The sequence below is a fragment of the Pelorhabdus sp. sgz311001 genome (assembly GCF_055901755.1).
In genome coordinates this window covers 221,271-247,109 of sequence record NZ_JBVXUT010000006.1, presented here as the reverse complement: position 1 = coordinate 247,109, position 25,839 = coordinate 221,271, and the positions used below count along the sequence as shown (strand labels likewise).

Annotated in this window: 24 protein-coding genes and 1 rRNA gene; 17 read left to right on the top strand and 8 right to left on the bottom strand. The window is 42.9% G+C overall.

The genetic code is table 11. The annotated features are described in order from the left end of the window. Positions 1–110, top strand: a 5S ribosomal RNA gene (rrf, locus tag AC0MXB_RS15995); the annotation flags it as partial. A gap of 144 nt (positions 111–254) precedes the next feature. On the opposite strand, the gene fba is transcribed toward rrf, so the two are convergent. The 4 genes from fba to AC0MXB_RS15975 form a co-directional block, all read right to left on the bottom strand. Then, positions 255–1,184 (bottom strand): class II fructose-1,6-bisphosphate aldolase, encoded by a 930-nt coding sequence (gene fba / locus AC0MXB_RS15990; protein WP_474040717.1) that lies wholly within the window; start codon positions 1,182–1,184, stop codon positions 255–257. A gap of 64 nt (positions 1,185–1,248) precedes the next feature. Beyond that, entirely contained in the window at positions 1,249–2,130 is an 882-nt protein-coding gene (locus AC0MXB_RS15985) for an RluA family pseudouridine synthase (protein WP_474040716.1), read from the bottom strand. An 86-nt stretch (positions 2,131–2,216) separates the two neighbouring features. Then, the gene (locus tag AC0MXB_RS15980; protein WP_474040715.1) at positions 2,217–2,684 is read right to left on the bottom strand and encodes a hypothetical protein; all 468 of its coding nucleotides are present in this window, start codon (positions 2,682–2,684) and stop codon (positions 2,217–2,219) included. 82 nt (positions 2,685–2,766) lie between these two features. Beyond that, complete coding sequence (locus tag AC0MXB_RS15975; RefSeq protein ID WP_474040714.1) at positions 2,767–3,132, bottom strand: hypothetical protein; 366 nt, start codon at positions 3,130–3,132, stop codon at positions 2,767–2,769. Between the two features lie 177 nt (positions 3,133–3,309). On the opposite strand from AC0MXB_RS15975, the gene AC0MXB_RS15970 reads away from it, so the two are divergent. Next, complete coding sequence (locus AC0MXB_RS15970; protein ID WP_474040713.1) at positions 3,310–3,561, top strand: hypothetical protein; 252 nt, start codon at positions 3,310–3,312, stop codon at positions 3,559–3,561. Positions 3,562–3,586: 25 nt separating this feature from the next. Continuing rightward, positions 3,587–4,081 carry a YajQ family cyclic di-GMP-binding protein gene (locus tag AC0MXB_RS15965; protein ID WP_474040712.1) on the top strand — a complete coding sequence of 165 codons (495 nt, stop codon included), beginning with the start codon at positions 3,587–3,589 and terminating at the stop codon, positions 4,079–4,081. Positions 4,082–4,180: 99 nt separating this feature from the next. Here the strand turns inward: AC0MXB_RS15965 and uraA are convergent, their stop codons facing one another. Then, positions 4,181–5,431, bottom strand: a complete 1,251-nt coding sequence (gene uraA / locus AC0MXB_RS15960) for a uracil permease (RefSeq protein ID WP_474040711.1) — start codon at positions 5,429–5,431, stop codon at positions 4,181–4,183. 338 nt (positions 5,432–5,769) lie between these two features. Between uraA and AC0MXB_RS15955 the strand changes: the two genes are divergently transcribed. The 5 genes from AC0MXB_RS15955 to AC0MXB_RS15935 all read left to right on the top strand — a co-directional run bounded on the left by AC0MXB_RS15955 (position 5,770) and on the right by AC0MXB_RS15935 (position 10,866). Continuing rightward, positions 5,770–6,165, top strand: a complete 396-nt coding sequence (locus tag AC0MXB_RS15955; RefSeq protein WP_474040710.1) for a class II SORL domain-containing protein — start codon at positions 5,770–5,772, stop codon at positions 6,163–6,165. 146 nt (positions 6,166–6,311) lie between these two features. Then, positions 6,312–7,532, top strand: coding sequence for an aspartate kinase (locus AC0MXB_RS15950; protein ID WP_474040709.1), 1,221 nt, complete (start codon positions 6,312–6,314; stop codon positions 7,530–7,532). 86 nt (positions 7,533–7,618) lie between these two features. Then, complete coding sequence (locus tag AC0MXB_RS15945) at positions 7,619–8,863, top strand: pyridoxal phosphate-dependent aminotransferase (RefSeq protein ID WP_474040708.1); 1,245 nt, start codon at positions 7,619–7,621, stop codon at positions 8,861–8,863. A 77-nt stretch (positions 8,864–8,940) separates the two neighbouring features. After that, on the top strand, positions 8,941–9,123 hold the full coding sequence (locus AC0MXB_RS15940; RefSeq protein WP_474040707.1) for a hypothetical protein: 183 nt from the start codon (positions 8,941–8,943) through the stop codon (positions 9,121–9,123). 81 nt (positions 9,124–9,204) lie between these two features. Next, the gene (locus AC0MXB_RS15935) at positions 9,205–10,866 is read left to right on the top strand and encodes a uridine kinase family protein (protein ID WP_474040706.1); all 1,662 of its coding nucleotides are present in this window, start codon (positions 9,205–9,207) and stop codon (positions 10,864–10,866) included. Between the two features lie 84 nt (positions 10,867–10,950). Here AC0MXB_RS15935 and AC0MXB_RS15930 read toward each other — a convergent pair whose 3' ends face one another. Continuing rightward, positions 10,951–12,351 (bottom strand): [Fe-Fe] hydrogenase large subunit C-terminal domain-containing protein, encoded by a 1,401-nt coding sequence (locus tag AC0MXB_RS15930; protein WP_474040705.1) that lies wholly within the window; start codon positions 12,349–12,351, stop codon positions 10,951–10,953. A gap of 153 nt (positions 12,352–12,504) precedes the next feature. Here AC0MXB_RS15930 and AC0MXB_RS15925 point away from each other — a divergent pair, with 153 nt between their 5' ends. The 3 genes from AC0MXB_RS15925 (at position 12,505) to AC0MXB_RS15915 (ending at position 14,565) form a co-directional block, all read left to right on the top strand. Beyond that, on the top strand, positions 12,505–13,830 hold the full coding sequence (locus tag AC0MXB_RS15925; protein WP_474040704.1) for an APC family permease: 1,326 nt from the start codon (positions 12,505–12,507) through the stop codon (positions 13,828–13,830). 61 nt (positions 13,831–13,891) lie between these two features. After that, entirely contained in the window at positions 13,892–14,131 is a 240-nt protein-coding gene (locus AC0MXB_RS15920) for a hypothetical protein (RefSeq protein WP_474040703.1), read from the top strand. Positions 14,132–14,178: 47 nt separating this feature from the next. After that, positions 14,179–14,565, top strand: coding sequence for a DUF1540 domain-containing protein (locus AC0MXB_RS15915; protein WP_474040702.1), 387 nt, complete (start codon positions 14,179–14,181; stop codon positions 14,563–14,565). A gap of 38 nt (positions 14,566–14,603) precedes the next feature. Here AC0MXB_RS15915 and AC0MXB_RS15910 read toward each other — a convergent pair whose 3' ends face one another. Both AC0MXB_RS15910 and AC0MXB_RS15905 read right to left on the bottom strand, forming a co-directional pair. Beyond that, on the bottom strand, positions 14,604–15,770 hold the full coding sequence (locus AC0MXB_RS15910; protein ID WP_474040701.1) for an MFS transporter: 1,167 nt from the start codon (positions 15,768–15,770) through the stop codon (positions 14,604–14,606). Between the two features lie 14 nt (positions 15,771–15,784). Continuing rightward, positions 15,785–16,003: a DUF896 domain-containing protein gene (locus AC0MXB_RS15905; RefSeq protein WP_474040700.1), complete on the bottom strand. Its 219-nt coding sequence runs from the start codon at positions 16,001–16,003 to the stop codon at positions 15,785–15,787. Between the two features lie 241 nt (positions 16,004–16,244). On the opposite strand from AC0MXB_RS15905, the gene AC0MXB_RS15900 reads away from it, so the two are divergent. The 6 genes from AC0MXB_RS15900 to AC0MXB_RS15875 all read left to right on the top strand — a co-directional run bounded on the left by AC0MXB_RS15900 (position 16,245) and on the right by AC0MXB_RS15875 (position 25,807). Next, positions 16,245–16,514: an ACT domain-containing protein gene (locus AC0MXB_RS15900; protein ID WP_474040699.1), complete on the top strand. Its 270-nt coding sequence runs from the start codon at positions 16,245–16,247 to the stop codon at positions 16,512–16,514. Between the two features lie 23 nt (positions 16,515–16,537). Next, positions 16,538–17,896, top strand: a complete 1,359-nt coding sequence (locus AC0MXB_RS15895) for a DUF711 family protein (protein ID WP_474040698.1) — start codon at positions 16,538–16,540, stop codon at positions 17,894–17,896. 90 nt (positions 17,897–17,986) lie between these two features. Beyond that, entirely contained in the window at positions 17,987–18,613 is a 627-nt protein-coding gene (nth, locus tag AC0MXB_RS15890) for an endonuclease III (protein WP_474040697.1), read from the top strand. A 45-nt stretch (positions 18,614–18,658) separates the two neighbouring features. Continuing rightward, positions 18,659–19,114 (top strand): N-acetyltransferase, encoded by a 456-nt coding sequence (locus AC0MXB_RS15885; protein ID WP_474040696.1) that lies wholly within the window; start codon positions 18,659–18,661, stop codon positions 19,112–19,114. Positions 19,115–19,193: 79 nt separating this feature from the next. Next, positions 19,194–22,328, top strand: coding sequence for a PD-(D/E)XK nuclease family protein (locus AC0MXB_RS15880; RefSeq protein WP_474040695.1), 3,135 nt, complete (start codon positions 19,194–19,196; stop codon positions 22,326–22,328). Next, the gene (locus AC0MXB_RS15875; protein ID WP_474040694.1) at positions 22,325–25,807 is read left to right on the top strand and encodes a UvrD-helicase domain-containing protein; all 3,483 of its coding nucleotides are present in this window, start codon (positions 22,325–22,327) and stop codon (positions 25,805–25,807) included. The genes AC0MXB_RS15880 and AC0MXB_RS15875 overlap by 4 nt, the downstream gene beginning before the upstream one ends. The last annotated feature ends 32 nt before the right edge of the window (positions 25,808–25,839 follow it).

The following is a 25,839-nucleotide window of genomic DNA, read 5'->3' as shown; positions in this document are numbered from 1 at the left end:
ACGATAGCTATGGGGTTCCACCTGTTCCCATCCCGAACACAGAAGTTAAGCCCATATACGTCGAAAGTACTTGGCTGGCGACGGCCTGGGAGGATAGATAGTTGCTGATTTCAAAAAACCACTTCTTTACGAAGTGGTTTTTTGTATTATCATATAACAGCACATCAAAAGCAAGAAGTAGTTTTAGTGGTAAAATAATAAAACGATCTACCTACAATTTATATTGTAAGCAGATCGTTCCTTTATATATTGAATTACAGGCGGTTACTGCAATTCAATACATTCTTCATTTTATGTTTTACCATTTGTTTAATTGCTTCGCGCGCTGGTTTTAAGTATTGGCGCGGATCGAAGTCGCTTGGATTGTTAATGAAGTGTTCACGAATGGAAGCCGTCATGGCTAAACGTAGATCAGTATCAATGTTGATTTTGCATACGCCTGATTTACTAGCTCTGAGTAGCATATCTTCGGGAACTCCCTGTGCTCCGGGAATATTGCCGCCAAAGTCATTGCATTTTTTTACGAATTCAGGCAGAACTGTTGAAGCCCCGTGAAGGACGAGCGGGAAGTTCGGCAGTAATTTTGAAATGATATCTAAACGTTCGAAATCAAGGCTTGGTTCACCCTTAAATTTATAAGCGCCATGACTTGTACCGATTGCAATGGCTAGAGAATCTACACCAGTTCGTTCTACAAATTCTTTAGCTTGGTCTGGATCGGTATAAGTAGCATCTTTGGTATTAACCTTTACAGCATCTTCTACACCGGCCAAACGACCGAGTTCCGCTTCAACAACGACGCCGTGCGCATGAGCATACTCTACTACTTTTTTAGTAAGTGCAATATTTTCTTCAAAAGGATGTTTTGAACCATCGATCATAACGGAAGAGAAGCCGCCATCGATGCAGGATTTACAAATTTCAAAGTCTTCGCCGTGATCAAGGTGTAAAGCAATTGGGAGCTGGGAATCTTCTAGTGCAGCTTCAACTAATTTTATTAAATAGATATGTTTGGCATATTTCCGGGCGCCAGCAGATACTTGAAGAATAAGCGGAGCTTGTTCTTCTTTGGCCGCATCGACAATTCCCTGGATAATTTCCATATTGTTTACATTAAAGGCACCAACTGCATATTGACCTTCGTAAGCTTTAGCAAACATTTCTTTTGTGGTAACTAATGGCATAATATCCCTCCTAATTTTCAATACTTGTTTTATTATAGCACAATTTGGCATGTGCTGGCGACGCCTATTTCCGCTGCAATTTTTGAATTGCTTGCAGCATGTCCGGTGGAATAGGGCAGAATAGTCGTATTATTTCATTTGTTATAGGATGGGGGAAGGTTAATGAGGCGGAATGGAGCGCCTGACGCTGTATAATAGTACGCTGACCACCATATAAATCATCACCTAAGAGCGGATAGCCTAAATGGGAAAGATGGACGCGGATTTGATGCGTTCTCCCTGTTGCCAGGATTAGGCGAAGTAAGGTTGCATTGCGATAGGTTTGTACTACTTCGTAATGGGTCAGAGCTTCTTGCCCATTAGGAGAAACGGTTCGCTCAATAATACTACCAGGTTTTCGCGCAATGGGAGCATTAATTTCACCAGAGCAATCTAATTCACCTGTAACTAGAGCTAAGTACTGTCGCGCGATTGATTTTAAAGAGCTTGTTGCTAACAACTGCTGAATGTAAGCGTGCTTGGCAATAAGCAGTAGACCTGATGTGTTACGGTCCAGACGATGAATTGGATGAAAATCGCTCAGGAGACCTTGCTGTTGATAATAGTACAGTACAAGGTTAGCCAGCGTAGTTTCATGTAAGGTAGAAGTCGGATGGACTAATAGTCCGCTCGGTTTATTTACAGCGAGCAAGTATTCGTCTTCATAGCAGATTGCTAAGGGACCAGCTATTGGTAAGAGTGTATTTTGCGTGGGCATATTGAGAAGGAGTATATCCTGAGGGAATACGAAACTTATTGGTGAAGCGGTCTCTCCGTTTAGCGTGATAGAGCCTGACGCTTTGAGTTTGCGCCAGGCTGTTAGGGAAAATTTTAAATGATATCGAACATAGTCTTTCACTGTTAAGGGTTTTTCATTTAAGGAATAATTTACGATAAATTTTAGCATGATTATAGGATTCGAGTTATTTGCCGAAATATCCTGTTCTAGCCTTATAAGATATAAAAAAACTGCCATTAGGCAGTTTGGCGAATTTAGAGAAGCGTCTGCACCATCTCGATTAGTTCAGCAACGTGCTGTCGTTCCGTTTTTAAAGATTCTTTTAAGTAGTCGCCCATTGGATTATTACGGAATGCATAAACACGGTCAAAGCGGCGGTGCCGACGGATCAGGGATAAAAGTAGCAGAGAAAGCGGTTCTCTAAAATCGCCTAAATTTTCTTCTGGTTCATCGCGCGTTTCATCTTGTCGGAAAATCAGATTCGCCTTTTGAAGAATGGCAGCAAAAGATTCATCATGCAGACTAACCATGTGTAAAATGTCAAGATAGGAATGCCAGTGATTGACTGCAATCTGATCTAAAGCATCACGCATCGTTCCCGCTGTGACTTGGGCTGATTGCAAAGCGGTTTGCATGAGTTCTAGCTGTTCGGCTGCTTCTGAGTGCAAGAGTTTCATATGGTCAAGATCAAGCGTAACAGGCCTTTTTTCACGAAATTTCATTCCCAAACACCCCTTCTTCTGCAATTGCTATATCTTATGCGGCGTCGAAGGTTGTGTGCATGGTGGAATTTTGCGAAGGGATTTAGCAGCAGGTTTTGTAAGGTGCAATAAATGTAAGCATACAGATGGGAATATGCATAGAAACAGCACGACGGCGATAATTTACATTTACAATAATAAAATCGGCACCAATATAACATAAAGTTCCACAGTAGGCCGCACGACTTTTGCAAATTCCTACAGGCCCGCAAACAGAAAAGAGAATTTCATCGCCAAGCAGGCAATTCAGGCGGTCTTTAAAAGTTTCGCGGCAAGACATTTTTGCTACTTTGGGCATGGGAAGCGGCATCGGATATTCACACATCATATCTTTTTCCTCATATTCGCAGCAATCGTCCATATGCCCCATATCATGGTCATGATACCAATGGGGATACTTTCCTTCCATAATTTATAGCCTCCTTTATTTCTTAGGCAAAAATGAAGTGATTTAGCTCATTACTTGGTGTATTCTATGAACATTTATTACATAACGTTCGTGACTTTTTGCCGATTCAGCAGGATTTTGCCCTCGTTGTTGCGAATAACTTTTGAGTGAAAGATAGGCGGATAGGGAGAGTTTTTCATGGATTTTATAAAAAATAGTAACATTATTTTAATCGGTTTTTTTGTTTGGTTGCTTATGGCGCCTCGCATGACCAATCCCCGTTATGGTGAGTTATTTTTAGCGTATACGGCAGCGTTGCTATTTAGCTTGCTGGCAAGCTCTGACCTGCTATTCATTAAACCGACGGCCTTCTTTTTTACTGTCGGCGGGGTTTTTGCTTTCTCTTATGTACTCGCTCGTACGACTATACGAATTACTAGTAAAAAATAAAAGTGCTTTCAGGAGGAATTGATTGATGGCAAAAGATTGTTCTTTTGATGTTGTGTCTGATATTGATATGCAGGAAGTTGATAATTTTGTAAATCAGACGGTGAAGGAAATCGGTCAACGCTTTGATTTTCGCGGCAGTAAATCAACAATTGCGTTGGAAAAGGAAACCATAAAAATTGTAGCTGATGATGACATGAAGCTAAAAAATATTATCGATATACTTCAGAGCAAAGCAGTAAAAAGAAATGTTTCTTTGAAAGTTTTTGATTATGGGAAAGTAGAGCCAGCATCACAGGGCTGTGTGCGTCAGGTGATTACCTTAAAAAAGGGGATCAGTAAAGAAAAGGCTAAAGATGTAATTCAGTCGATCAAAAATAGTAAGCTCAAAGTACAGGCGCAGATTATGGAAGACCAGATCCGTGTTTCTGGTAAAAATAAAGATGATCTTCAGAATGTCATTGCCATGTTAAAGCAGCAGGATTTTGATATTGATTTGCAGTTTGTTAACTTCAGATCGTAATAAAAAAAATGAGCAGCAAAAAGGCAGTTGACCTAAAACAAGGTCAACTGCCTTTTCTTATCTGAGAACTCATGTAAACGTTCTATTTATTCTTTATTTTTAGGGCTCATTCGTTAAGCCAAGGGAATCAAGAAGGCGGAAGCTAAGGCTTAAGATAATGGCGACGAGTGTAGCTAAAGACATGCCTTTTAAGGTAATGGTACCAATCGTAATTGCTGCACCGCTTACGCCGATAATTAAAACAACGGCTGTTAAAATTAAGTTCCTTGCTTTACTGTAATCTACTTTTGTTTCTACGAGCATGCGAATACCAGAAGCGGCAATTACACCAAAGAGTAAGAGCGATACCCCGCCCATGACTGGCGCTGGGATACTTTGGATGATGGCAGCTAGTTTACCGACAAAGGACAAGAGAATTGCCAGAATTGCGGCGCCAGCGATGACATAGGTGCTGTATACTTTGGTGATGGCCATAACACCGATGTTTTCACCATAGGTGGTATTTGGTGTAGAACCGAAGAAGCCTGAAATCATGGTTGATAAGCCATTGCCAAGAAGCGAACGGTCCAAGCCAGGATCCTTCGTTAGATCACGGCCGACGATATTTCCTGTTACGATGAGATGGCCAATGTGTTCAGCAATGACTACGAGAGCAGCAGGCAAGATAATGGCGATGGCATTAAAGTTAAAGGTCGGAGTATAAAATGTTGGTAGAGCAAACCAGGTCGCACTAGCTACTGGCGAGAGATCAACAAGTCCGACGAAAGCGGCAAGGATATAGCCGCCGATTACACCGATTAGAATAGGGATGATTGCAAAGAACCCACGGAATAAGACAGAACCGAAAATGGTTAAAAGCAGTGTAAAGATTGATACTATGATTACTTTGGGATCTAATGTTTTTGCCGTGAGTCCAGCCATGTCAGCGGCGACAGGCGCAAGTTCTAAGCCAATAACAGCTACGATGGCGCCCATAGCGGCAGGTGGAAAAACCACATCAATCCACTTTGTACCAATGACCTTTAAGCTTAAGGCGACAACAGTAAAGACCAGACCAGCTACGATGAAACCACCGAGGCAGGCTTCGTAGCCGTAATTAGGCAAAACAGCGAAGACAGGCGAGATAAAAGCAAAGCTTGATCCAAGATAGGCGGGAATTTTACGTTGACAAATAAATAAATACAAAAGTGTGCCAATCCCATTAAATAAGAGAACCGTTGCGGGATTAACTTTAAATAAAATTGGGACTAAGACCGTTGCACCAAACATGGCGAATAAATGCTGTAAGCTGAGGGGAAGAGTCGTTAAAAGGGGAAGTTTTTCCTGGGTATCAATGACTCTTTTGTTCATATTGTTTCCTCCTAACATCCTTTTGGCACACAATAAAGCCTCTTACTGATGTAAGAGGCTGGTAGTTACACGCACTGGCCGAAGCCAACTCATGTGTACCTTATCAGTCTCTCTGGACTAATTTAAAGGCTACTATTTTTATATAATTTATCATAAAACAGCAGTTTTGTCCAGAAAATTTAACATTAAAAGCAAAAAAATTATTAGTGATTGTTTTTTAATAAAAATTATTATAAAAATACACTAAAAAATTAGAGGAGAATTGTTTTTTTTAGGGAATACCTATAATAGGTAAAACAGAAATATCAGATAGTTACTTTTAAGGAGGGTTTAGACTTATGAAATTGGCAGATGTAGTACAAAGTGGTGAATGGAAAGCTGAAAAACACGTTCCGGTCATTGAAGCTCCTTCCAGCGTTAAAGCTGGTGAAAAAGTAAAAATTACTCTTTCTGTAGGCAAAGAAATTGCCCATCCGAATACGACGGAACATCATATCCGTTGGATTAAGCTATTTTTCAAACCAGCAGATGGAAAGTTTGTTTATGAATTAGGAACTTTTGACTTTAATGCCCATGGTGAGGCTGTAGCAGGTGCAAATCAAGGGCCAGCATATACGGAACCAACTTCAGAAGTTGTTGTGAAATTAACTACTTCAGGGACGCTATTAGCTTCTTCTTACTGTAATATTCATGGACTGTGGGAAAGCTCGCAGGAAATTACAGTAGAAGCATAAGGTACCAGTCATTTTGATAGCCTCGGCTTAGCCGGGGCTATTTTTTTAGGCTTTACTTGAATATATCCACTACAAGGAGGAGTTTGTACTTTTAGAGAGAATATTAATTCTTTGTGATATGCAATTCCGGTTTTAGGAGGTACGAAATGGCTCTTATTGTAAAAAAATTCGGCGGAAGTTCCGTTGCCACACCAGAAAAAATGCTGGCTGTTGCGCGCCGCGTTGTATCAGAGAAGAAGCCTGACGACCGCATTGTTGTTGTCGTTTCAGCTATGGGAGATACAACAGATGAACTCATTGATTTGGCTAAGGCGATTACGGATCAACCTTCGCTGCGGGAGATGGATATGCTGTTAACTACAGGCGAGCAAGTCTCCATCTCCATTTTAGCTATGGCGCTGCACACGTTAGGACATAAAGCAATCTCCTTAACAGGAGCGCAAGCGGGAATTCATACAAGTGATGCTTATAGCAAGGGGAAAATTTTGCGGATTGATACTGAGCGGGTTATGGCAGAACTGGCCAAAGATCAAATTGTAGTTGTGGCTGGTTTCCAAGGTTTGAATCCAGCAGGCGATTTGACGACGTTAGGCCGCGGGGGTTCTGACACAACGGCGGTTGCTCTGGCAGGAGCCTTGCAAGCTGATGTATGTGAAATCTTTACTGATGTGGATGGTGTATATTCTGCTGATCCGCGCGTCGTAAAAAGTGCCCGAAAAATGAAAGAGATTACTTATAATGAAATGCTGGAAATGGCGCGGCTTGGTGCTGGCGTTATGCAGGCTAGATCAGTGGAGATGGGAATGCAGTATCAAATTCCGATTCATGTACGATCTACCTTTACGACAGAGGAAGGAACCATTATCAGGGAGGGATATACAATGGAAGAAAAAGAGTTTATTATTCGTGGCGTAGCCCACGATACAAGCGTAGCAAAGGTTGCTGTTCTTGGTGTACCAGATCAGCCTGGCGTTGCCTATAAATTATTTTCGGAATTAGCCAATCACCATATTGATGTTGATATGATTGTACAGAGTGTACGTAATTCTGATAAAAGCATTATTGATATGCTCTTTACTGTGGCTGCTACGGATGTGCACGCCTGTCGCACTCTAGTAGAAAGTGTGGCGAAAGAAATGGGCGCCCTTGGCGTAACGATTGATGAAAATGTGGCGAAAGTATCGGCTGTTGGTGCGGGAATGCTTGGATCTCCTGGGATTGCTGCTACGATGTTTGGCGCTTTGGCCAAGGCGGGAATTAACATTGGTGTTATTAGTACGTCCGAAATTAGTATTTCCTGTCTTGTGGAAAAGGATATGGCAGCAGAAGCAGTCAATGCGATTCACCAAGCTTTTTTCAAAGAATAAGACTGTAATCGTGTTCATTGACAATATTTTGAAAAATCGCTATAATTAAAAAAATAACGGAATTTTAGTAAAGCGGGGGATTTAGTGTGACATATAGTATTGCCGCGAATCATGCAAAAGGCAAATGTGCAACAGATAATATTTTTGGTGCGAATGCTGCAGCAGTAAAAGCGGTTTCTGAGGTGGGGAAAGAGAAAGTAGCCAATGCTACAATTGGGGCAATTTTAAATGATCAGGAGCAACTCGCTTGTCTGCCAGCAGTGGAAACAGCTTATCGTGCGTTAACCATGAAAGATGTGGTGCCTTATGCACCGATCGCTGGTTTACCAAGTTATTTGGAAGCCGCGACAGCTCTTACTTTTGAAGATCATAAACCAGACGGCTATATGGACGCAATTGCTACTTCAGGCGGCTCTGGCGTCATTCATCATACAATTTGGAATTACTCCGAAATGGGAGATACTGTTTTAACATCAGACTGGTACTGGGGACCTTATAATGTGCTTTGTAAAGATATGCTGCGGAAACTAGATACCTTCACTTTATTTGATGACAAACTGCAGTTTAACCTTGCCGCATTTGAGACAAAAGTAAAAGAAGTGCTGGCAAAGCAGAAAAATTTAATTATTATTATTAATAGTCCGGCTCATAATCCGACTGGCTATAGTCTGACAAATGACGAGTGGCAGAATGTTCTTACGTGCCTGAAAGAAATGGCGAAAGATCCTGATAAAAATATTATTTTACTTGTTGATATTGCCTATATTGATTATGCTGGTGAAAAGAATGAAACCCGCTCTTTTATGAGTCTATTTGGCGGACTGCCGAAGAATATCCTAACTGTCTTTGGCTTTAGCATGTCGAAAGGTTATACCATGTATGGACAGCGTGTAGGCGCGATGATCGGTCTTTCTTCTGATAAAGGCGTGATTCAAGAATTTGTTGATGTAAATCAATATACTTCGCGGGCCACTTGGTCTAATATTAACCGCAGTGCCATGCAGATGCTTGCGAATATTTATAATGATAAAAGTCTGTTAGCGCAAGTTGAAACCGAAAGATCCGCCTTGTATCATATGATTCGAGATAGAGCGGATCTCTTTATGGCTGAAGCGAAAGCGGCTGGATTATATATGCTGCCTTATCGCGCTGGCTTCTTTTTGACGATTCCAGCAAAAGATGCGCAACAGGCTTGTGAATTACTGAAAAATGATTATATTTTTGGTGTTCCTATGGCAAAAGGCATTCGTATTGCTGTTTGCGCCGTCCCTAAAGGAAAAATGGTCGGAATGGCTGCTAAGATTGCTAAAGCTGTGAAAGCGTCTGAATAGAAGTTTTATCCATAGGTAAGAATCGGCTGTCCGGATATACTAAAATTGCAATCTGATTTTAGGTGAGGAGGCTTCCTATGGGATATTATAATGATAATATTGTAGACGATACGATATTTGAATTTCCGAAGAGTGGTTTTTGGCTGCTTCATGTTGTCGGATCGCTATTTTTAGTGTGGCTGGGCATGCGGTTTGCCATGCGGCGCATGCCTCTGGCAATTATCGCGTATCGTCTTTTGAGGCTGTTACGGTCCTGGTAAAAAGATGAACCCTGTCAAGGGTTCATCTTTTTTCTTTAGGATCTTAAAGAAATTAGCTTTGATGCGATGGGGGAGAAGAAAATGAAGCACATTATTTTTAGACATGGTAACGAACAAGAAGAATATACCTGTCCGCTCAATTTATTAGAATTAAGCCGAAAAAAACAAGCTGGTTATGCAGCACAGATTGTCGCTGCTTCTGTAGATCATACACTAGTTGCTTTGCAACAAGACATTGTAGAGAGTAAGGAGATTTCTTTTATCGATATGACCCAGGAAGCGGGGATTGCCGTTTATCAGCGCAGCTTGGCTTTCGTGTTGGTTGTAGCTGTTTCGGAAATCTTTCCTGACGCTCATGTCACAATTGAGCATGCAATCAGTAATGGCCTATATTGTGAAATTCATAAGGCCGAGGAATTGACGGCGGAAGATGTGGCCGTACTGGAAGAAAAAATGCAAGAAATTGTTGCGGCAGATAGACCGATTTTGCGAAGCCAAGTCCCACTTGCTGAAGCAATTGCCTTTTTCACAGCAAAAGGGCAACAAGAACAAGTAAAATTGATGAAGCAAAAAAATGCTCCCTTCGTACAGATTTTTTCCTGTGGCGATGTTATGGAGTATGACTCAAGCGCTTTTGTGCCTAGCACCGGTTATTTGAAGCTCTTCGCACTGCAGTTTTGGCAGCCAGGTCTGATTATTCGACACCCTTTAGCGAAGGCGCCTGATACATTACCGCGTTTTGTTCCTCAGCCAAAATTGTCAGAAGTTTTTTTAGAAGCTGAAGAGTGGGGCCGGATTATGCACTGTAGCTATGTCGTTTCCTTAAATGAACAAGTGCTAGAGGGGCAGGCACAAGATTTAATCCATGTAGCAGAAGCGCTCCATGAAAAGAAAATAGCTCAGATTGCCGACTTTATTTCCGCCCATGCTCATCAAGTCAAGGTCATTTTAATTGCTGGGCCTTCTTCGTCAGGTAAGACGACTTTTGCCCAACGTCTCGGTGTGCAGCTAAGGGTAAATGGTCTTAGACCTGTGCCGATTTCGCTTGATGATTATTTTGTTGAGCGCGATTTAACGCCAGTTGATGAAATGGGTGTGGTCGATTTTGAAAGCCTCGAGGCAATTGACCTTGCTTTATTTAATAAAGATTTAGCTGAGTTGCTAGCGGGAAAAGCGGTAGCAGTACCAACTTTTAATTTCTTCACAGGACTTCGCGAATATAATGGACGAATTTTACAGATTGAGCCAGATCAACCTTTGATTATTGAAGGCATTCACGGTCTGAATGAGCGGCTCACACAATCGGTAGCTAGACAACATAAAATTAAAATCTATGTAAGTGCTTTAACACAGTTATCAATTGACAGGCATCACCGTGTGGCGACAACCGATGCCAGGCTGCTTAGGCGAATCGTGCGGGATAATGAATTTCGCGGCCACAATGCACTCCGATCATTACAGATGTGGTCTTCCGTGCGGCGTGGCGAAGAAAAAAATATTTTCCCGTTTCAAGAACGAGCTGATGTAATGTTTAATTCTTCGCTGATTTATGAATTGGCCATACTAAAGAAATATGCCGTTCCCTTATTGGAAGAAATTTCTTCCGAGGCTGCTGAATATACGGAGGCGCGGCGATTACTTAACTTTTTATCTTATTTCGTGGGAATAGATGAAGACGCAGTTCCACCGAATTCGATTTTACGAGAATTTATCGGCGGTTCCTGTTTTTTTGGCAAGTCCTAAAAATATATTCAGAGTATAACAAGCAAAAAAAAGGGGTGTCTCGTAGCGAGACATCCCTTTTCTATAAGAATTTATTGAAATTAGTTATTTCTTCGGTGATAAGGTGCGGCTAAGCAGTTTTGACATAGCGCTTTCGCCTGTTGTTAAATCGGGTACGGTGCCTTCTTGTAAGCCAAAGCGGCTAAGAATTGCATAGACCTGGGTATTTTCTACGGGTGTTTTAGCATGAGAAGCGTTTCCGTAGTCATTTACATACTCAGTGCCAGCATCAGGCGGAATGATCCGCGCTGGCCCGCCAACACAGCCGCCTTTACAAGCCATGCCTTCAATAAAATTTGCTTCCGGAGCGCCAGAGGTTTTAAGCGCTTCTAATAATTTTTGAATTTCAGGAATCCCATCTACTTTTAAGGACTGCAGTTTTTGTGCTCGCTGCGGTACGAGCCGTTCCACCGTTGTGGCTACGGCTTCACTTACGCCGCCGGTCCGGCCGTAGACGCGACCGCCCCAGGAAGCTTGTGGATTCTCATGATCTTCTTCTTTGGCAGGATCTACTTCAGCGGCATCAAAGATTGCTTTAAGCTCTTGGAAAGTCAATACAAAGTCGATGGCGCCTTGCAGCTCAGGGATGAGGATTTCCTGCTTCTTCGCAATGCAAGGTCCAATGAATACTACTTTGGCTTCAGGCGTAAACTCTTTAATAACACGACCTGATGCGATCATTGGCGAAACGGAAGGAGAAATTTTATCAATCAGTTCAGGAAATTTATTTTCAATGAGTTTAATCCAGACCGGACAGCAACAGCTAGTAATGAGAAAATCATTTTTTTCTTTAACATGCTCGTGAAACTCTAATGCTTCTTTCATGGTTAGTAAATCGGCGTAGAGCGCTGTTTCAACGACATCAGTAAACCCGATTTTTTTAAGAGCCGAACGTAATTTTCCTGCCGTGACTTCCGGACCAAACTGACCGGCAAAGGCTGGTGCTACAGACGCGTATACTGGCGCTTGGCTTTCTCTTAGTAGTTTAATGAGCGGCACAAATTGAGAGTTTTCTGCTAATGCGCCAAAAGAGCAAGAGGTAACACATAAACCGTCGCCGATACACTTATCTTGATCAATTTGAATACGCCCTTGTTCATCCGTCGTAATGGCTTTTGTGGCGCAAGCGGCAATACAGGCCCGATCATCAGGATCACAGTGGGAACAGGCGTCGGCATCAGTGATCCAAACTGGGTCATAGTTGATTCCCATAAGAGCTTCTTCATCGTTCGGGCCGGTAATTTGATCACTGTCATGAGGCGGCAGACCCATAGCACTGCGAATTTGATTGGCTACTTGCTTTCTTGTGTATTTGTCTTTATATTCATCTTGCAATAAGGCGGTTAATTCATCGCTTTTTTGGTACAAAGTGCCCTCCCAAGCCGCTTTGGCGACTTGATAGAGAATATGGGGGCGAAGTGTTAAGGACGTTGGATTTGTTGACATAAAGCACCTCTTTTTATACCACAGTTGCGGTAGATTAGTTTTGCTTCTTATAAAATACTCTTCGTTTCATCGGTTTTCCTGTTGCGTAATAAAAGTAATTTTGTTATTGTAAATAAGGTCTACTAAAAAACGATATAAATTGGTGGTGTGTTTGTGCTAGAAAAGCAAACGACAGAAAATCAACTCAAGAAAGAATTAGGCTTTTTTTCCGCGATTATGCTTGTGATTGGTATGGTAATTGGATCTGGTATTTTCATGAAGCCAGGCAAAGTTATTGCAGCAGCAGGTGACTCGACTCAGGCGCTCATTGCCTGGGGATTAGGCGGTTTGATTACTTTAGCCGCAGGTCTTACCATTGCAGAGCTTGGCGCGCAAATTCCCAAAACGGGCGGTCTTTATACTTATTTAAGAGAAGTTTATGGTAAGGTCATTGGCTATTTGTTTGGCTGGATGCAGACGATTGTTTATGGCCCGGCTACGATTGCTGCCTTAGGTCTTTATTTTTCTTCCTTGTGTATTCCCTTTTTAGATCTGCCGGAATTTTACAAGACGCCGCTTACGGCAGCTGTACTTATTTTTTTGACGGCCATGAATGCGTTAGGTTCTAAATATGGCGGCGCGATTCAAACCGCGGCGACAATCGGCAAACTGGTACCTATTGTACTCATTGCGCTTTGTGGTATTTTGACGGGAACAGGTAATGTTTTGGCTATGCCGAGCGGTTTGTCGTCTGCCAGCGGTATGGGTACGGCTGTACTTGCCACTCTCTGGGCTTATGACGGCTGGATTGGCGTAACTTATGTAGCCGGGGAAATGAAAAATCCCGCTAGAGAATTGCCCAAAGCAATTTTTCTTGGTTTAGGCATTGTGATTGCTGCTTATTTATTTGTGAATCTAGCTTTACTCAAATTATTCTCAGCTGCTGATATTGTTGCTTTCGGTACGAAGGCTGCTGGGCAGGCGGCTATAGTGCTGTTTGGCAACTACGGCGGTCTGCTCATTAATCTAGGAATTTTAGTGTCTGTTTTTGGTGCGTTGAATGGCTATATTATGACGAATGCCCGAGTACCCTTTGCTATGGCGCAGCAGAATCAATTACCTGGTGCTTCTGTTTTGAAAAAAGTGCATCCTAAGTGGGGCAGCCCGGTCAACGCTGGCTGTTTTCAGCTAATCATGGCAGTTGGTTTCGTTATGGCCGGTGATCCCGATCGGTTAACTGATTTAGCGATGTTTGCAATTTGGCTGTTTTATATTTTGGCCTTTTTAGCAGTCATTATTCTTCGCTGCCGAAAAGGAAGTTCTCATTTGACCTATCGTGTTCCCTTATATCCAATTGTTCCCCTGATTGCTATTTTGGGGTCTATCTATATTGTGGGCAGTACTTTGGTGAGCAGCACCACCGATTGTTTGTATTCTATCGGCGTAACTTGTCTGGGAATTCCTGTTTATTTTTGGCTGAAACGGCGTGACAACGCATAAGTTTTAGCACGATGGATAAAAGGTTGTTTTTTGGATAGTCTAGAGAGCAGGAGGCGGCATAATGGAAACCTTTTGTTCTCTTTGCAATGGCATAGAATCTAAGCTCGTTACTTGCGATTATTGTGGTCAGATTATGGTAAATCAAGGGCGGCTTGTCGATTATTACGGACCCTACAGTCCCTATACGTCGCAGGATAGTGAAGGAAGTTGTGTGCATCTTTTTTACTGTCCTTACTGTCGCAATGATCAGCGGATCGCTATTCCCTTAAAAAATTTAAGTTCTCTGTCACTTGCTGAATAAAGTAACAGGAAAGGACAGACACTAAGAAAAAAAGAAAGGGTGATAGCATGGCGAATCCGTTAGTGACCTGTACTGTAGATCAATGCACCCATTTTATGCCTGGCGATCAATGTATGGCTTCCCGTATTAGTATTTATAATGATGAGGAGAAGCCCCAGTCTGAGAATTGCCAGGATACGCAGTGCAAATCCTTTCATAGTCGTAAAACAATTGGTGATACCGTTGGCGCACTTCATAATGCAAACATTGCCGGGACTGTATCAGCGGCCTTTATGGATGAAACACAGATTACTCCCAATGTGGAATGTTTTGTGAATAATTGTCGCCATTGGGCGCGAGAAAATATCTGTGAAGCGCGGGAAATTCAAGTTGCCGGACGCAATGCCGGTAAGACACAAGATACAGATTGTGAAACCTTTGAAGCGAAACATTAGAAAAAAATCCTTCCAGCCTCTAAGGCGGAAGGATTTTTTTAGTTTCTTGGTTTGTTATGAATGAGCATGGTGCAGGCTATCGCGCTTGGTAAAGCAAATAGCGTTAACGTAAAAGCTTGTTTTAAGCTGGTCAGATCGGCAAGATAACCAGTCAAAGCGGCACCGAGACCGCCAAGGCCGAAAGCCAGTCCTAGCATCATACCTGAGGCCATAGCGCCGTTTTCTGGCAAAAGTTCCTGCGCCCAGGTGATGGAAGAGGGGAGCGGACTTTGCAGTGTGGCGCCGCTTATAGCCAGACAGATCCAGGTCAAAGCCGTTATTTCAGAGGCAGTAATAAAAAAATAAGAGGCGGGCAGGCATAGGGCCAGGGCTGCTACTGTGCTGATTTTGCGACCAAAGCGATCGCCCATATAACCGCCAATGAGGCCGCCAACAGCGCCGCCTACTAAGAAAACGGTTAATAGATGACCGGAATCCGTTGAAGTAAGTCCCTTTTGGGCTAAAAAGATTGGCAGAAAGGTCGGAATGGCTACTTGCGGCCAAGCTCTAAGTCCCATGGCTAGATTCAGTTTTAACAGATCCGGCGAAGTATACCAAGGTCGTTTTTTGGTTGCTGTGGCTAGCGGTGTCTGATGTGTTTTGATATCAATTTTATGGACGCCGCAGCTAAGATACAAGGCTGTTAAGAGAAAACCAGGAACCATCAGCCACGGAAGAGAGGAAAAACCAAAAACGAGGAGAAAGTAAATAATAATTGCCGGTGCGAAGGCAAAGCCGAAATTACCGCCGGCAATAAAAATCGACATGGATAGATTTTTACTTTTTTCTTTTGTTACTTTACTTAACAAAAGTGACGCAAGCGGATGAAAAAAAGAAGACGCTACGCCCGAAAAAAGTAAGGCCAAAAGCAGCATGCTATAAGAAGAAATATAGTTTACTGTACAAATAAAAAAAGCGCTTAAGGGAAGAGTGAGTAGAATAAACGTAGTTTTCCCCGTTTTATCAAGATAAAATCCGCAAATAGGCTGTAGAATATTAGAGGCTGCGGAAAAAACCATGACGAGAACACCACTAGATGTTAACGATAAGTGCAGCGAAGCAATGACAAGCGGTAATAATGCTGGCAGAAAGTTCGCGTAAAAATCACTTAGAAAATGACCTGCCGTCAATAAGGGGAGATAAATCGAGCGAGATTGCGTTTGCATAGAATGCCCCTTCCTTAGTGATGATGACAGGTGCAGTGAGGACCGTGAACATGATGCGCTTGTTTTGGTTTAATATTTCTTGCGGCCAGCTCTTCTTTAAGCCGTCCCTTAATGGAATCAAGGTAAAGGCGGCGTAAGGCCGTTTGTTCGTTTTTTTCTTCTGGCGTTAAACCAGATTCTTTCTGCTTTTTTGCTAATTCATTAATTCGCTGAATGATTTCCGGAGTTATCATTCGATCACCTCTTTTTTACAAGTTCTTTCTTACAAATACTATCAAATGACTGTACTTTAAGCAAGTCATATCTATAGGCGGAATGGCCCCAAGGTAAACATTCAAGAAAAAAATAAAATAAGTATACAAAAAAGTCTATGGTTTTTGCTGAAAAGCAAGTATAATAATAAAGTCATCGTTTTAAAATAACACATTTGTCTGCGGAAAGCGCAATTACGAAAGGCATTTTGGAGGGAATTAGATGAAAGCCGTAATTACAATTGTAGGTCAAGACCGTGTCGGTATTATTGCCAAAGTGAGTACCATACTCGCCGAAAAAAAAGCTAATATCTTAAATATCAATCAAAACATTGTGGAAGGCTTTTTTAATATGGTTATGATTGTCGATGTAACAGAAATGGTTGGCAGTCTAGTGGAATTAAGAGATATCCTAGCGGCGGAAGGCAAGGCTATGTCCCTTGATATTCGGACGCAGCATGAGGATATTTTTAAAAGCATGCATACTATTTAAGGCGAGAGATAAGAGGTGCTATTGTGCTTACCATACAGAAAATTTTAGAAACGAATCGTATGATTCAAGAAAATAATCTTGATGTAAGAACGATTACTATGGGCATTAGTCTGCGTGACTGCTGTTCCAGTGATTTAAAGGTTTTTTGTCAAAATATTTATGATAAAATTACGACCCGGGCGGAGCATTTAGTCAAAACGGGTGAAGCGATTGAAGCGGAATATGGCGTACCAATTATTAATAAGCGTATTTCTGTTACGCCGATTGCGATTGTGGCTGAAGGCTGCAAAGCCGATTCCTATGTCGCTGTGGCACAGGCTCTTGACCGGGCGGCGAAAGAAGTCGGCGTTAATTTTATCGGCGGTTTTTCGGCCCTTGTTGATAAAGGCTATACGCCGGGGGATCGCAAGCTGATTGCTTCAATTCCCGAAGCCTTAAGTATTACGGATCGTGTTTGTTCTTCCGTAAATCTTGCTTCGACGAAAGCCGGTATTAATATGGACTGCGTGAAGCAAATGGGAGAAATTATTAAAGAAACAGCTGAAAGAACAAAAGACCGTGACGCTCTTGGCTGTGCTAAGCTTGTGGTCTTCTCGAATGCTGTAGAAGATAATCCCTTTATGGCCGGAGCCTTCCATGGCGTGTCCGAGCCAGATATGGTAGTCAGCGTAGGGGTTAGCGGTCCTGGCGTTGTGAAACGAGCTTTGGAGGAAGTTAAAGGCTGTGATTTCGGCGTTGTCGCGGAAACTGTTAAAAAGACAGCTTTTAAAATTACTCGTGTGGGACAGCTTGTGGCGCAGGAAGCCTCACGTCGTCTCGGCGTTCCCTTTGGAATTATTGACTTGTCCTTAGCGCCGACGCCAGCGGTAGGGGACAGCGTAGCGCATATTCTCGAAGAAATGGGCTTGGAGAGTTGTGGCGCTCCTGGTACGACAGCAGCTTTGGCCTTATTAAATGATGCTGTAAAAAAAGGTGGCTTGATGGCATCTTCTTATGTTGGCGGTTTGAGTGGCGCTTTCATTCCGGTTAGTGAAGACGCCGGTATGATTGACGCCGTAGAAAAAGGCAGTTTATCGCTAGAAAAGCTAGAGGCTATGACTTGTGTTTGTTCGGTCGGTCTTGATATGATTGCTGTTCCTGGTGATACGACGGCAGCGACTATATCGGCGATTATTGCCGATGAAGCTGCGATTGGCATGATTAATAATAAAACAACGGCTGTCCGGTTGATTCCTGTTCCTGGCAAGGGGGTAGGCGATCATGTGGAATTTGGCGGTCTGCTTGGCCATAGTCCGATCTTAAAAGTGAATACCTTTAAGAGCGATGAATTTATTGCGAGAGGCGGCCGCATACCGGCACCTGTACGGAGTCTGACGAACTAACCAGCTGTGGTAAAAACTGCTTCCCTCTCGAGGTGGAGCAGTTTTTATTTCTGTAGTTGACATCAGATAAAGGAGAAAGGCAGTGGGAAAATGAATAAAAAGATTCGCAGTGAAATTTTAGAGCGGCTTGAGAATGTTTATGGCCATACTGAAACGGCTTTAGAATATTCCACGCCATTTGAGCTGCTTATTGCTGTTATCTTATCAGCACAGTGTACCGATGTGCGCGTCAATATGATTACAAAACGACTATTTCCCGCTTATAGCTCACCGGAAAAAATCTTAAGTTTAACACAAAGCGAGTTGGAAGAAAAAATTCGCGACTGCGGTCTCTTTCATAGTAAAGCAAAAAACATCTTAGCTGCTTGTCAGCTCTTATGTCAGAAGCATCAAGGTCAGGTGCCAGATCAGTTTGACGAACTGCTTGCTTTACCCGGCGTTGGCCGAAAAACGGCGAATGTGATGCTGAGTGTCGCTTTTGGTAAAGCGGCAATTGCTGTAGATACCCATGTGTTTCGTGTGGCAAATCGCTTAAAACTAGCTGTAGGAGATACGCCACTAGTTGTCGAACAAGGTCTTATGAAAGCAATTCCTAAGGAGAAATGGGGCGATGCGCATCACTGGTTGATTTGGCATGGCCGTAAGGTTTGTAAGGCTCGTCAACCACTATGTGCGGCTTGTCCCTTAACAGATTTATGTCCGAGTAGTATACGTTAAAATGAGAAAGGCAAATCACTTTGCCGCTATAAAGGGGGAGTTTCCATGTTGTATCGCAAAGCCGCTTTTGGTGATGTGGAACAAATGCATAAGTTGATTAATGAGTATGCCGAACAGGGTCTTATGTTAGGACGAAGCCGCAATGTTCTCTATGAAACACTGCGTGATTTTATTGTAGCAGAGGAGAACGGTCAAGTTGTTGGCGTGGGGGCATTGCTCATGGTTTGGGATGCCTTAGCAGAAGTAAGAGCCTTAGCTGTATCGCCTGATGTGAAAAAACAGGGAATTGGTCGCGAAATTGTTCAGCGTTTAGTAGCAGAGGCCAGAGAGTATGGCGTAAAAACAGTATTTACTTTAACCTATCAACCGGGATTTTTCGGTAAACTTGGTTTTACCGAGGTGACGAAAGAAAGTCTTTCCCATAAGGTTTGGAAGGACTGTATCAACTGTCCTAAATTTCCTAACTGTGATGAAGTTGCTATGGTTTTACCATTAGAATAAAATGAAATACGAAGCATAAACAAACGAAAAATCCTGCCAGCAACAAGGCAGGTTTTTTTCGCGAGAGGAGCTGGGCTTTGTGCATACCTTATACTGTCTGCCTATCGGGCAATCCTACCGCCAGCGTATGTTGCAAGAGCTGTTGGCAGAGGGGTGCGATTATGGCAATGAAACTAGAAATAAGTTGTTTATTCTGCCTAATTCCACTTTATTTGAACAAGCATCGCGTGAAGTGCTTGCAAAAGATCCAGCTTGTTTGGAACGAGTGCGAATTCTAGCTTTTGACACTCTCGTACAGGAGATTCTTGCTAAGGCCGCTATTGAGCGACGGGCAATGAGTCGCATGGCTCAGGAGTGTTTGGTAAAGCAGATTATTGACGATCTGATCGGCGAAGGACAACTGCATTATTTCCAGGAAATGAGGTCGTTCCCTGGCTTTATTCGTACAATTACTAGTCTGATTGGCGAGATTAAGCGAAGCGCTACCAGCCCTGCGGAGTGGCTGGCTGCGATAACCGCGAAAGAAGGCAGTCCAGAAACTCACATAAAAGATTTTGAACTGACGATTATTTACCAAAAATATCAACAGAAACTAGACGAATATAAGCTGCTTGATTTAGAAGAATCCTATTTTTTAGCAAGTCAAGCGTTACGTGATCAGCCCGAACTGTTTACTTATGAGATTTTGTACTTTAGTGAATTTTATATTTTTACTCCCTTGCAGCAAGAACTTCTTGATGTATTAAGACAGCAATGTGAACTAAAGATTGCCCTTGCCTATGAGAAGAATCGGCCCGAAATTTATGGTCCTGTAGAAAGAACCTATACTTTTTTAGTTGGGGCTGGTTTTGCCGTGGAATGGGTCGATTTATCATCGGAGCAAAACCGCAGTGACTGTCTTAACTCGCTTATACAAACTTTGTTTACGGAACAGTCTATAGAAAAAGTCGCGGCTCCTTGTATTGAACTCGTGACAGCGCCCCATGAAGCCAAGGAACTGGAACTTGTCGGCAGCTATATAAAAAAGCAGCTGATTAACGGTAAACGACCTGATGAAATTGCTATCTTGATTCGCAGTGACGAAAAATATCCTGGGCTGTTTGCCTTATGTAAGGAACTTTCCCTTCCCTTAGACCGTCGACGCGATGAGCCGCTTATGAACCAACCGCTGCTAAAACTGCTCTTTGATATTATTGCGGCTCATATGGACGGTGGGTCGAAACAAAGCGTAAAAACTTTACTAGACTCTGCCTTTATAGCCAATCGATATGGCTGGGACAGGGAAGAACTGCTGCAAAAAGCGGCAGGAGTACGTCTTTATCAATGGCAGGATTGGCTTAAATGGCTTCAAGCTTATCCCAAAGAAAGACAAGGATTTCTAACACTTTATGAAATCATAAAAACGATGCCTCAAAGGGCTCGAGTTAAAGAGTTCGGCGCGACTTTGAGCACGTTAATGATAGAGCTTGTACCTTTTACTAGCCTAGGCCGACTCTATCGCGAGGGTTTACCGCTAGAACGATTTAAAGCGGCTGTTTTGTCTTACAAGGCAATTATTAGTGGTCTAGATACTTTATCGGAAGAATTAGTTGCTGTGGGGCAAGGGGAATCAAGCTTGACTTTGGCTGAATATAGTAAGCTATTAAGCCAGTTTTTCAGCTTGCAGAACATTACGCTGGAAGAGCCGTTTTACGGTGGAATTCAAGTACTCAGTCCGGCTGAAGCAAGAGGCGTTACCTTCTCTACGGTATGTCTGCTAGGACTGACCGAAGGCCATTTTCCCAAAGCCGTGCCGGAGAATTGGCTGTACAATGATCACGAAAGACGTCTTTGGAATGAACTGGGCGTCAGCTTGCCCACAGCGGCAAAACGGCGGGAAGAGGAGAAGTTTTATTTTACGGTAGCCGTTGCTTTGGCGAAAGAACGTCTATATGTGAGCGGCATTGAAAATCAAGAAACCCTTCCTTCACCTTTTTTGGCTGAAATCGATCGTTTAACAGAGATTCCACCCAAAAACAAGCGTGCTGTTGCCATTGATGAAATTTTCCCTGACGATTACCGCGAAATTTATAGCATGAGGCAACTACAACGCAAGGCTTTGTGGCAAAGACGCAGCGAGCTGTTGTCAGAAGACGAACGACTAATTGGCGAAGCGTTACTCCTACGGTTTCCTTTACCGAGTGTAATTAGGAATGAAGGGGCGGCAGAAAGTCGTCGACATGACCAAGAAAGTTTATTTGGCGGTTTTGTACCAAACTGGCATAAGTGGCAACAAGAGGCAATCCGGTCAAAGATTTGGAGCGTTTCGCAGCTTGAAACGTATGTTAGATGTCCCTTTGCCTATTTCTTGACATATTTACTTCAGCCGGAACGGATCGAGGAGGCTGGGGAAACGACAGAAGCTACAGCCGCAGGCGAACTATATCATCGTACTTTAGCACAGTTTATGGGGCGATATCGTCAGCAAAAGCTCGTGGCAACTGAGATAGACAAGTATGAACAAGAACTATTAGCAGATTTTGCGCAGATGCGTAACCTTAGTGAGCAGGAAGGTCGGTTTTCTGGCGGCAAATTATGGCCTTATGAGGCTAATGCGATGGCGGATGCTTTGAAGAAATGGTTGGCCTATGAAGTAGCAAAACAGAGCGAATCTGATTTGGCGCTTCGTCCTGCTTATTTAGAATGGAGCTTTGGTCTCAAGTTGCAGCCTGCTTCTGATGCTGCCTCGCTAGAAATGCCGCTTATTTTAAAGCGAGAGAATGATGAGCTAGCTTTATGTGGTAAGGTGGACCGGATTGATACGACGGGAGAGCGTTATGCTGTTTATGACTATAAGAAGTCGTCGGTTCCTGCGGCCAAAGATACGTTTAAAGCGAAGACGGACTTGCAATTACCACTTTATATTTTAGCTGTAAGCGAGCTGCTTACAGCTAGGACACAAGGTGTTATAGGCGGCGCTTATTATTCCATTGAAGGTGCTCTGATTAAAGATGGATTGTGGCGGTCTGAGTGTAAAAATCAGTTCGGTTCCATAAAAATTTCCAGTCAATGTTTGTTGTCAGAAGACGATTGGCATAATTTTTACGAAGAATTTACGGCGCAGCTGTTTAAAATTACGGAACAGATTGACGCTGGCTTTTTCCCCGCCATGCCGCAGCAATGTTCTAATTATTGCTTAGGACAAGGAATTTGCCGACAAGGAGGTGCCTTATGAAGCAGTTTACGCCGGAACAACAGTTAGCGATCTTGACACTAGATCGAAATGTGGCGGTAAGCGCTGGCGCTGGCGCTGGTAAAACGAGGGTGCTTGTCGAACGGTATATGAATATTCTTAGGCAAAAAAAAGCTTCCTGTGAAGAAATTATTGCCATTACTTTTACGAAAAAAGCGGCCAAGGAAATGCGCGAGCGTTTGCGCGTTTCGTTAATAGAAGAATTGGCTGCCAGTGCTTGGGATGAACGAGCCTATTGGAATACTCAAAAGAGTCGTCTGGAATATGCGCCTATTTCTACTTTTCATAGTCTTTGCGGCCGAATTTTACGGGAAAACCCCGTAGAAGCTTGTCTTGATCCCAATTTTTCCGTTATGGAAGATAGCGAAAATAAAGTCCTGTTACAAAAGACGGTTGAAACAGTCATTTTAGCGGCGGCTGATCGAAAATCACCTTGGTTAGCTAGTTTACTGCAAGAGTTTTCTTTGCGAACTTTATATAAAGAACTGCCGCCTTTATGTGAAGAATTGCAGGCGGCAGGTTGGTTGAATGAAGAGCTGTCAACACAGTTAGCGGCACCTTATGAAGCAGAAATTGCACAAATGGCAGCTAGAAAAATAGCACTATTGCAAAGCGTTACTGCTTTGGTTGGCTATGCCGGGGAGTTAAAAGCTGGATCAGCCGGGCGCGGCAAGCTGGAATGTCTTGGCGAGAAGCTTGCAATGATTGCACAAAAATTGGAGCTGCTTGACGCTGATTTTTTGTCTTTTTGGCAAAGCGAAGTGAAGGAAACGTTAAAAAACATTCGTTTAAGCGGCGACGCCAAGGCGGCAAAAGAAGAAATGGAAGAGGCGCTAGGGCTTCTGGCGGCAACGATGGCTTGTCAAACTGCTTTAATATTAATTCCGTCGCTGGCCGCTTTCTATCAAGAGCTTCATAATGTATGGAATCAGGCGAAAACGGTGCAGCAATCTCTTAATTTTGCTGATTTGGAGTTGAAAACTTTACAGCTTTTGAAAGAGTATCCTGATATTTGCCAAAAGTATTGTCAAAAATATCGTTATTTGATGGTCGATGAATTTCAAGATACCAATGATCGGCAGCGAGAATTTGTTTATTTATTGGCTGGCGGAGATTCTAAAATACTTTACGGCCATAAACTGTTTATTGTGGGGGACCCAAAACAGTCGATTTATCGGTTTCGTGGCGCTGACGTACAGGTTTTTGAAAAAGTACGAAAAGAAATCGAAGCGAGTGGTGGTGTCTCGCTGGCTTTGGATACGAATTTTCGCTCACAAAGCCGCTTAGTTGCTTTCGGAAATCAGCTTTTTGATCGCCTGTTTGCTGGTGATACCGTCGTTTCTTTTCAGCCCACAAAGGGGCATAAAACTTGTGATGGCCAGGAGAATTTCGTCGAATGGCTGATTGCTTTTAAGCCAACAGAAGAGGGAGAGCTTTCCGACCGGCAGCTAGAGGCGGCTATGATTGCCAAGCGTCTCAAAGAATTGACTAGTGAAAAAAGAGTGTATGATGAAGCGGCGCAATGTTTTAGAGCCGCTAAATATGGTGATATGGCGATTTTGCTGCGGGCATTTACGGATATTGCTTTATATGAAGAGGCCTTGCGACAGGCCAAGATTCCTTATTACGTAGTGGGGGGACGCGGCTTTTTTGCGAAACAGGAAGTAATTGACCTCATTCATCTTTTGCGTGTATTGCAAAATAGCTATGACGAACAGGCGTTTATTGGTTTGCTGCGTTCCCCATTTTTTTGTGTACAAGATATGACATTGCTTGCCTTACGAAAGAACCATTCATCTTTGTGGCAAGGGCTGCTTCATTTTGAGGAGCTTTTCGACTTGCCAGACGAAGAAAAACGTGTTTGTGAAGCAGCCAAAGCGTTATTAGTGAAGCTGAAAAATTCTCGTGGTTTTTTGCCTGTACCGGAACTGTTAGAGCAGGCTCTTGCAGCAACTCATTATCGTGAATTCTTATTTAGTCAATTTATGGGACAACAAAAAGCCGCCAATGTCGATAAGTTTTGTTCCTTAGTGGCGACTCAGGCGGCGAAAGGCGCTTGTTTATCAGACTTCTTGCTGTATATTGATGACTTGCTGCGGCAGGAAACACAGGAAGCCGAGGCCCAGATCGAAAGCGAGTCAGGCAATACGGTAAAGCTTTTAACAATTCATAAATCCAAGGGGTTGGAGTATCCGATTGTAATACTGCCTGATTTGCAGCGACGCTTTACAAATTCGGCTTCTAAGCTGTTGTTTACAGCAGATGAACAATTCGCTGTTGCTGCGAAGAGTTCTTGGGGGATGAATAGCTTATATCTTACTTTGCAAGAAAAGATCAGCTTACAGGAAAAATGGGAGCTAAAACGGCTATTTTACGTGGCGCAAACACGGGCCAAAGATTATTTTATTTTATCTTCAGTTCATGATGAAAAAGGTATAAAAGATATTAGTGAAAAAAATTATAGTGAATTGAATAGCTGGCATCAATGGCTGTTAAAAGCTTTGAATCTTGCGGTAATTTCGGTAGATAATAAAGTGATTTCACTTGCCGATGAACTGCTATATCTGCATTTTTATGAACCAGAGGAAATGACTATAGAGGCGGAAGCTAGTTCCGTTTTGTCTGATAAAACAGTAGATTTAGCCTGGGTCGAACAAAATCTTCAGCCGCTGCACAGTGACAAAGCAGGCATTGAGCCGTTTTTCTCGGCTGCAATGTTAGGCCAGTATCAATTTTGTCCGCGGGCTTACTATTACTCTTATATTGCAAAGATTCCTGATCAACGAGAATTCCTGGTTAGCGAAGCTTTCAATATTTCCCTAGGGGGAGAGACAGCGAAACTAGCAGTACCAGCGGCGTTGCTGGGAAGCTGTGTTCATAAGTTTATCGAACTATATCGTCAAGGGCCACTAGCAGCTTCTTTAAAAAATGCCGTAGAGTTTACAGCGCCAGAAGAGTTGCATGAAGCTTTATTTGAGGCCGCTCTCCCCCTCTGTGAGGCTTACTGCAAAAGCTCTTTTGCTAGGGTGGATTTGGCAAGAACGTATCACAATGAATGGCACTTTACTACGGCGCTTCCTGGTTCACCGCCTTATTATTTTCGTGGTGCCATTGATCGACTAGTTGAAACAGAAACGGCTTTGGAAATTGTCGATTTTAAAACGGATGCTTGCGGTGATACACGGATCACTCCTTGGAACGAACATTATCAATTTCAACTGCAACTTTATAGTTGGGCAGCAGCAAAGCTACGCTGCAAAAACGTCGCAAGCGCTTCACTTTACTTTTTGCAAACAGACACTGTAGTACAAGTTGATCCCATCTCAGTGAATGAGTTTGAGGAAAAACTGCGTGAGGATTGTACTTTTCTGCTTCGTCATCGTGAAGAAGCAAAGTATTCTTGTCGGCAGCAAAATTGTCCTTATTGTTTGCATCGGTATTTTTGTCCAAGTGCTGAGTAAAAGATTGAAAGGATAGATACAAGAAGCCTGCA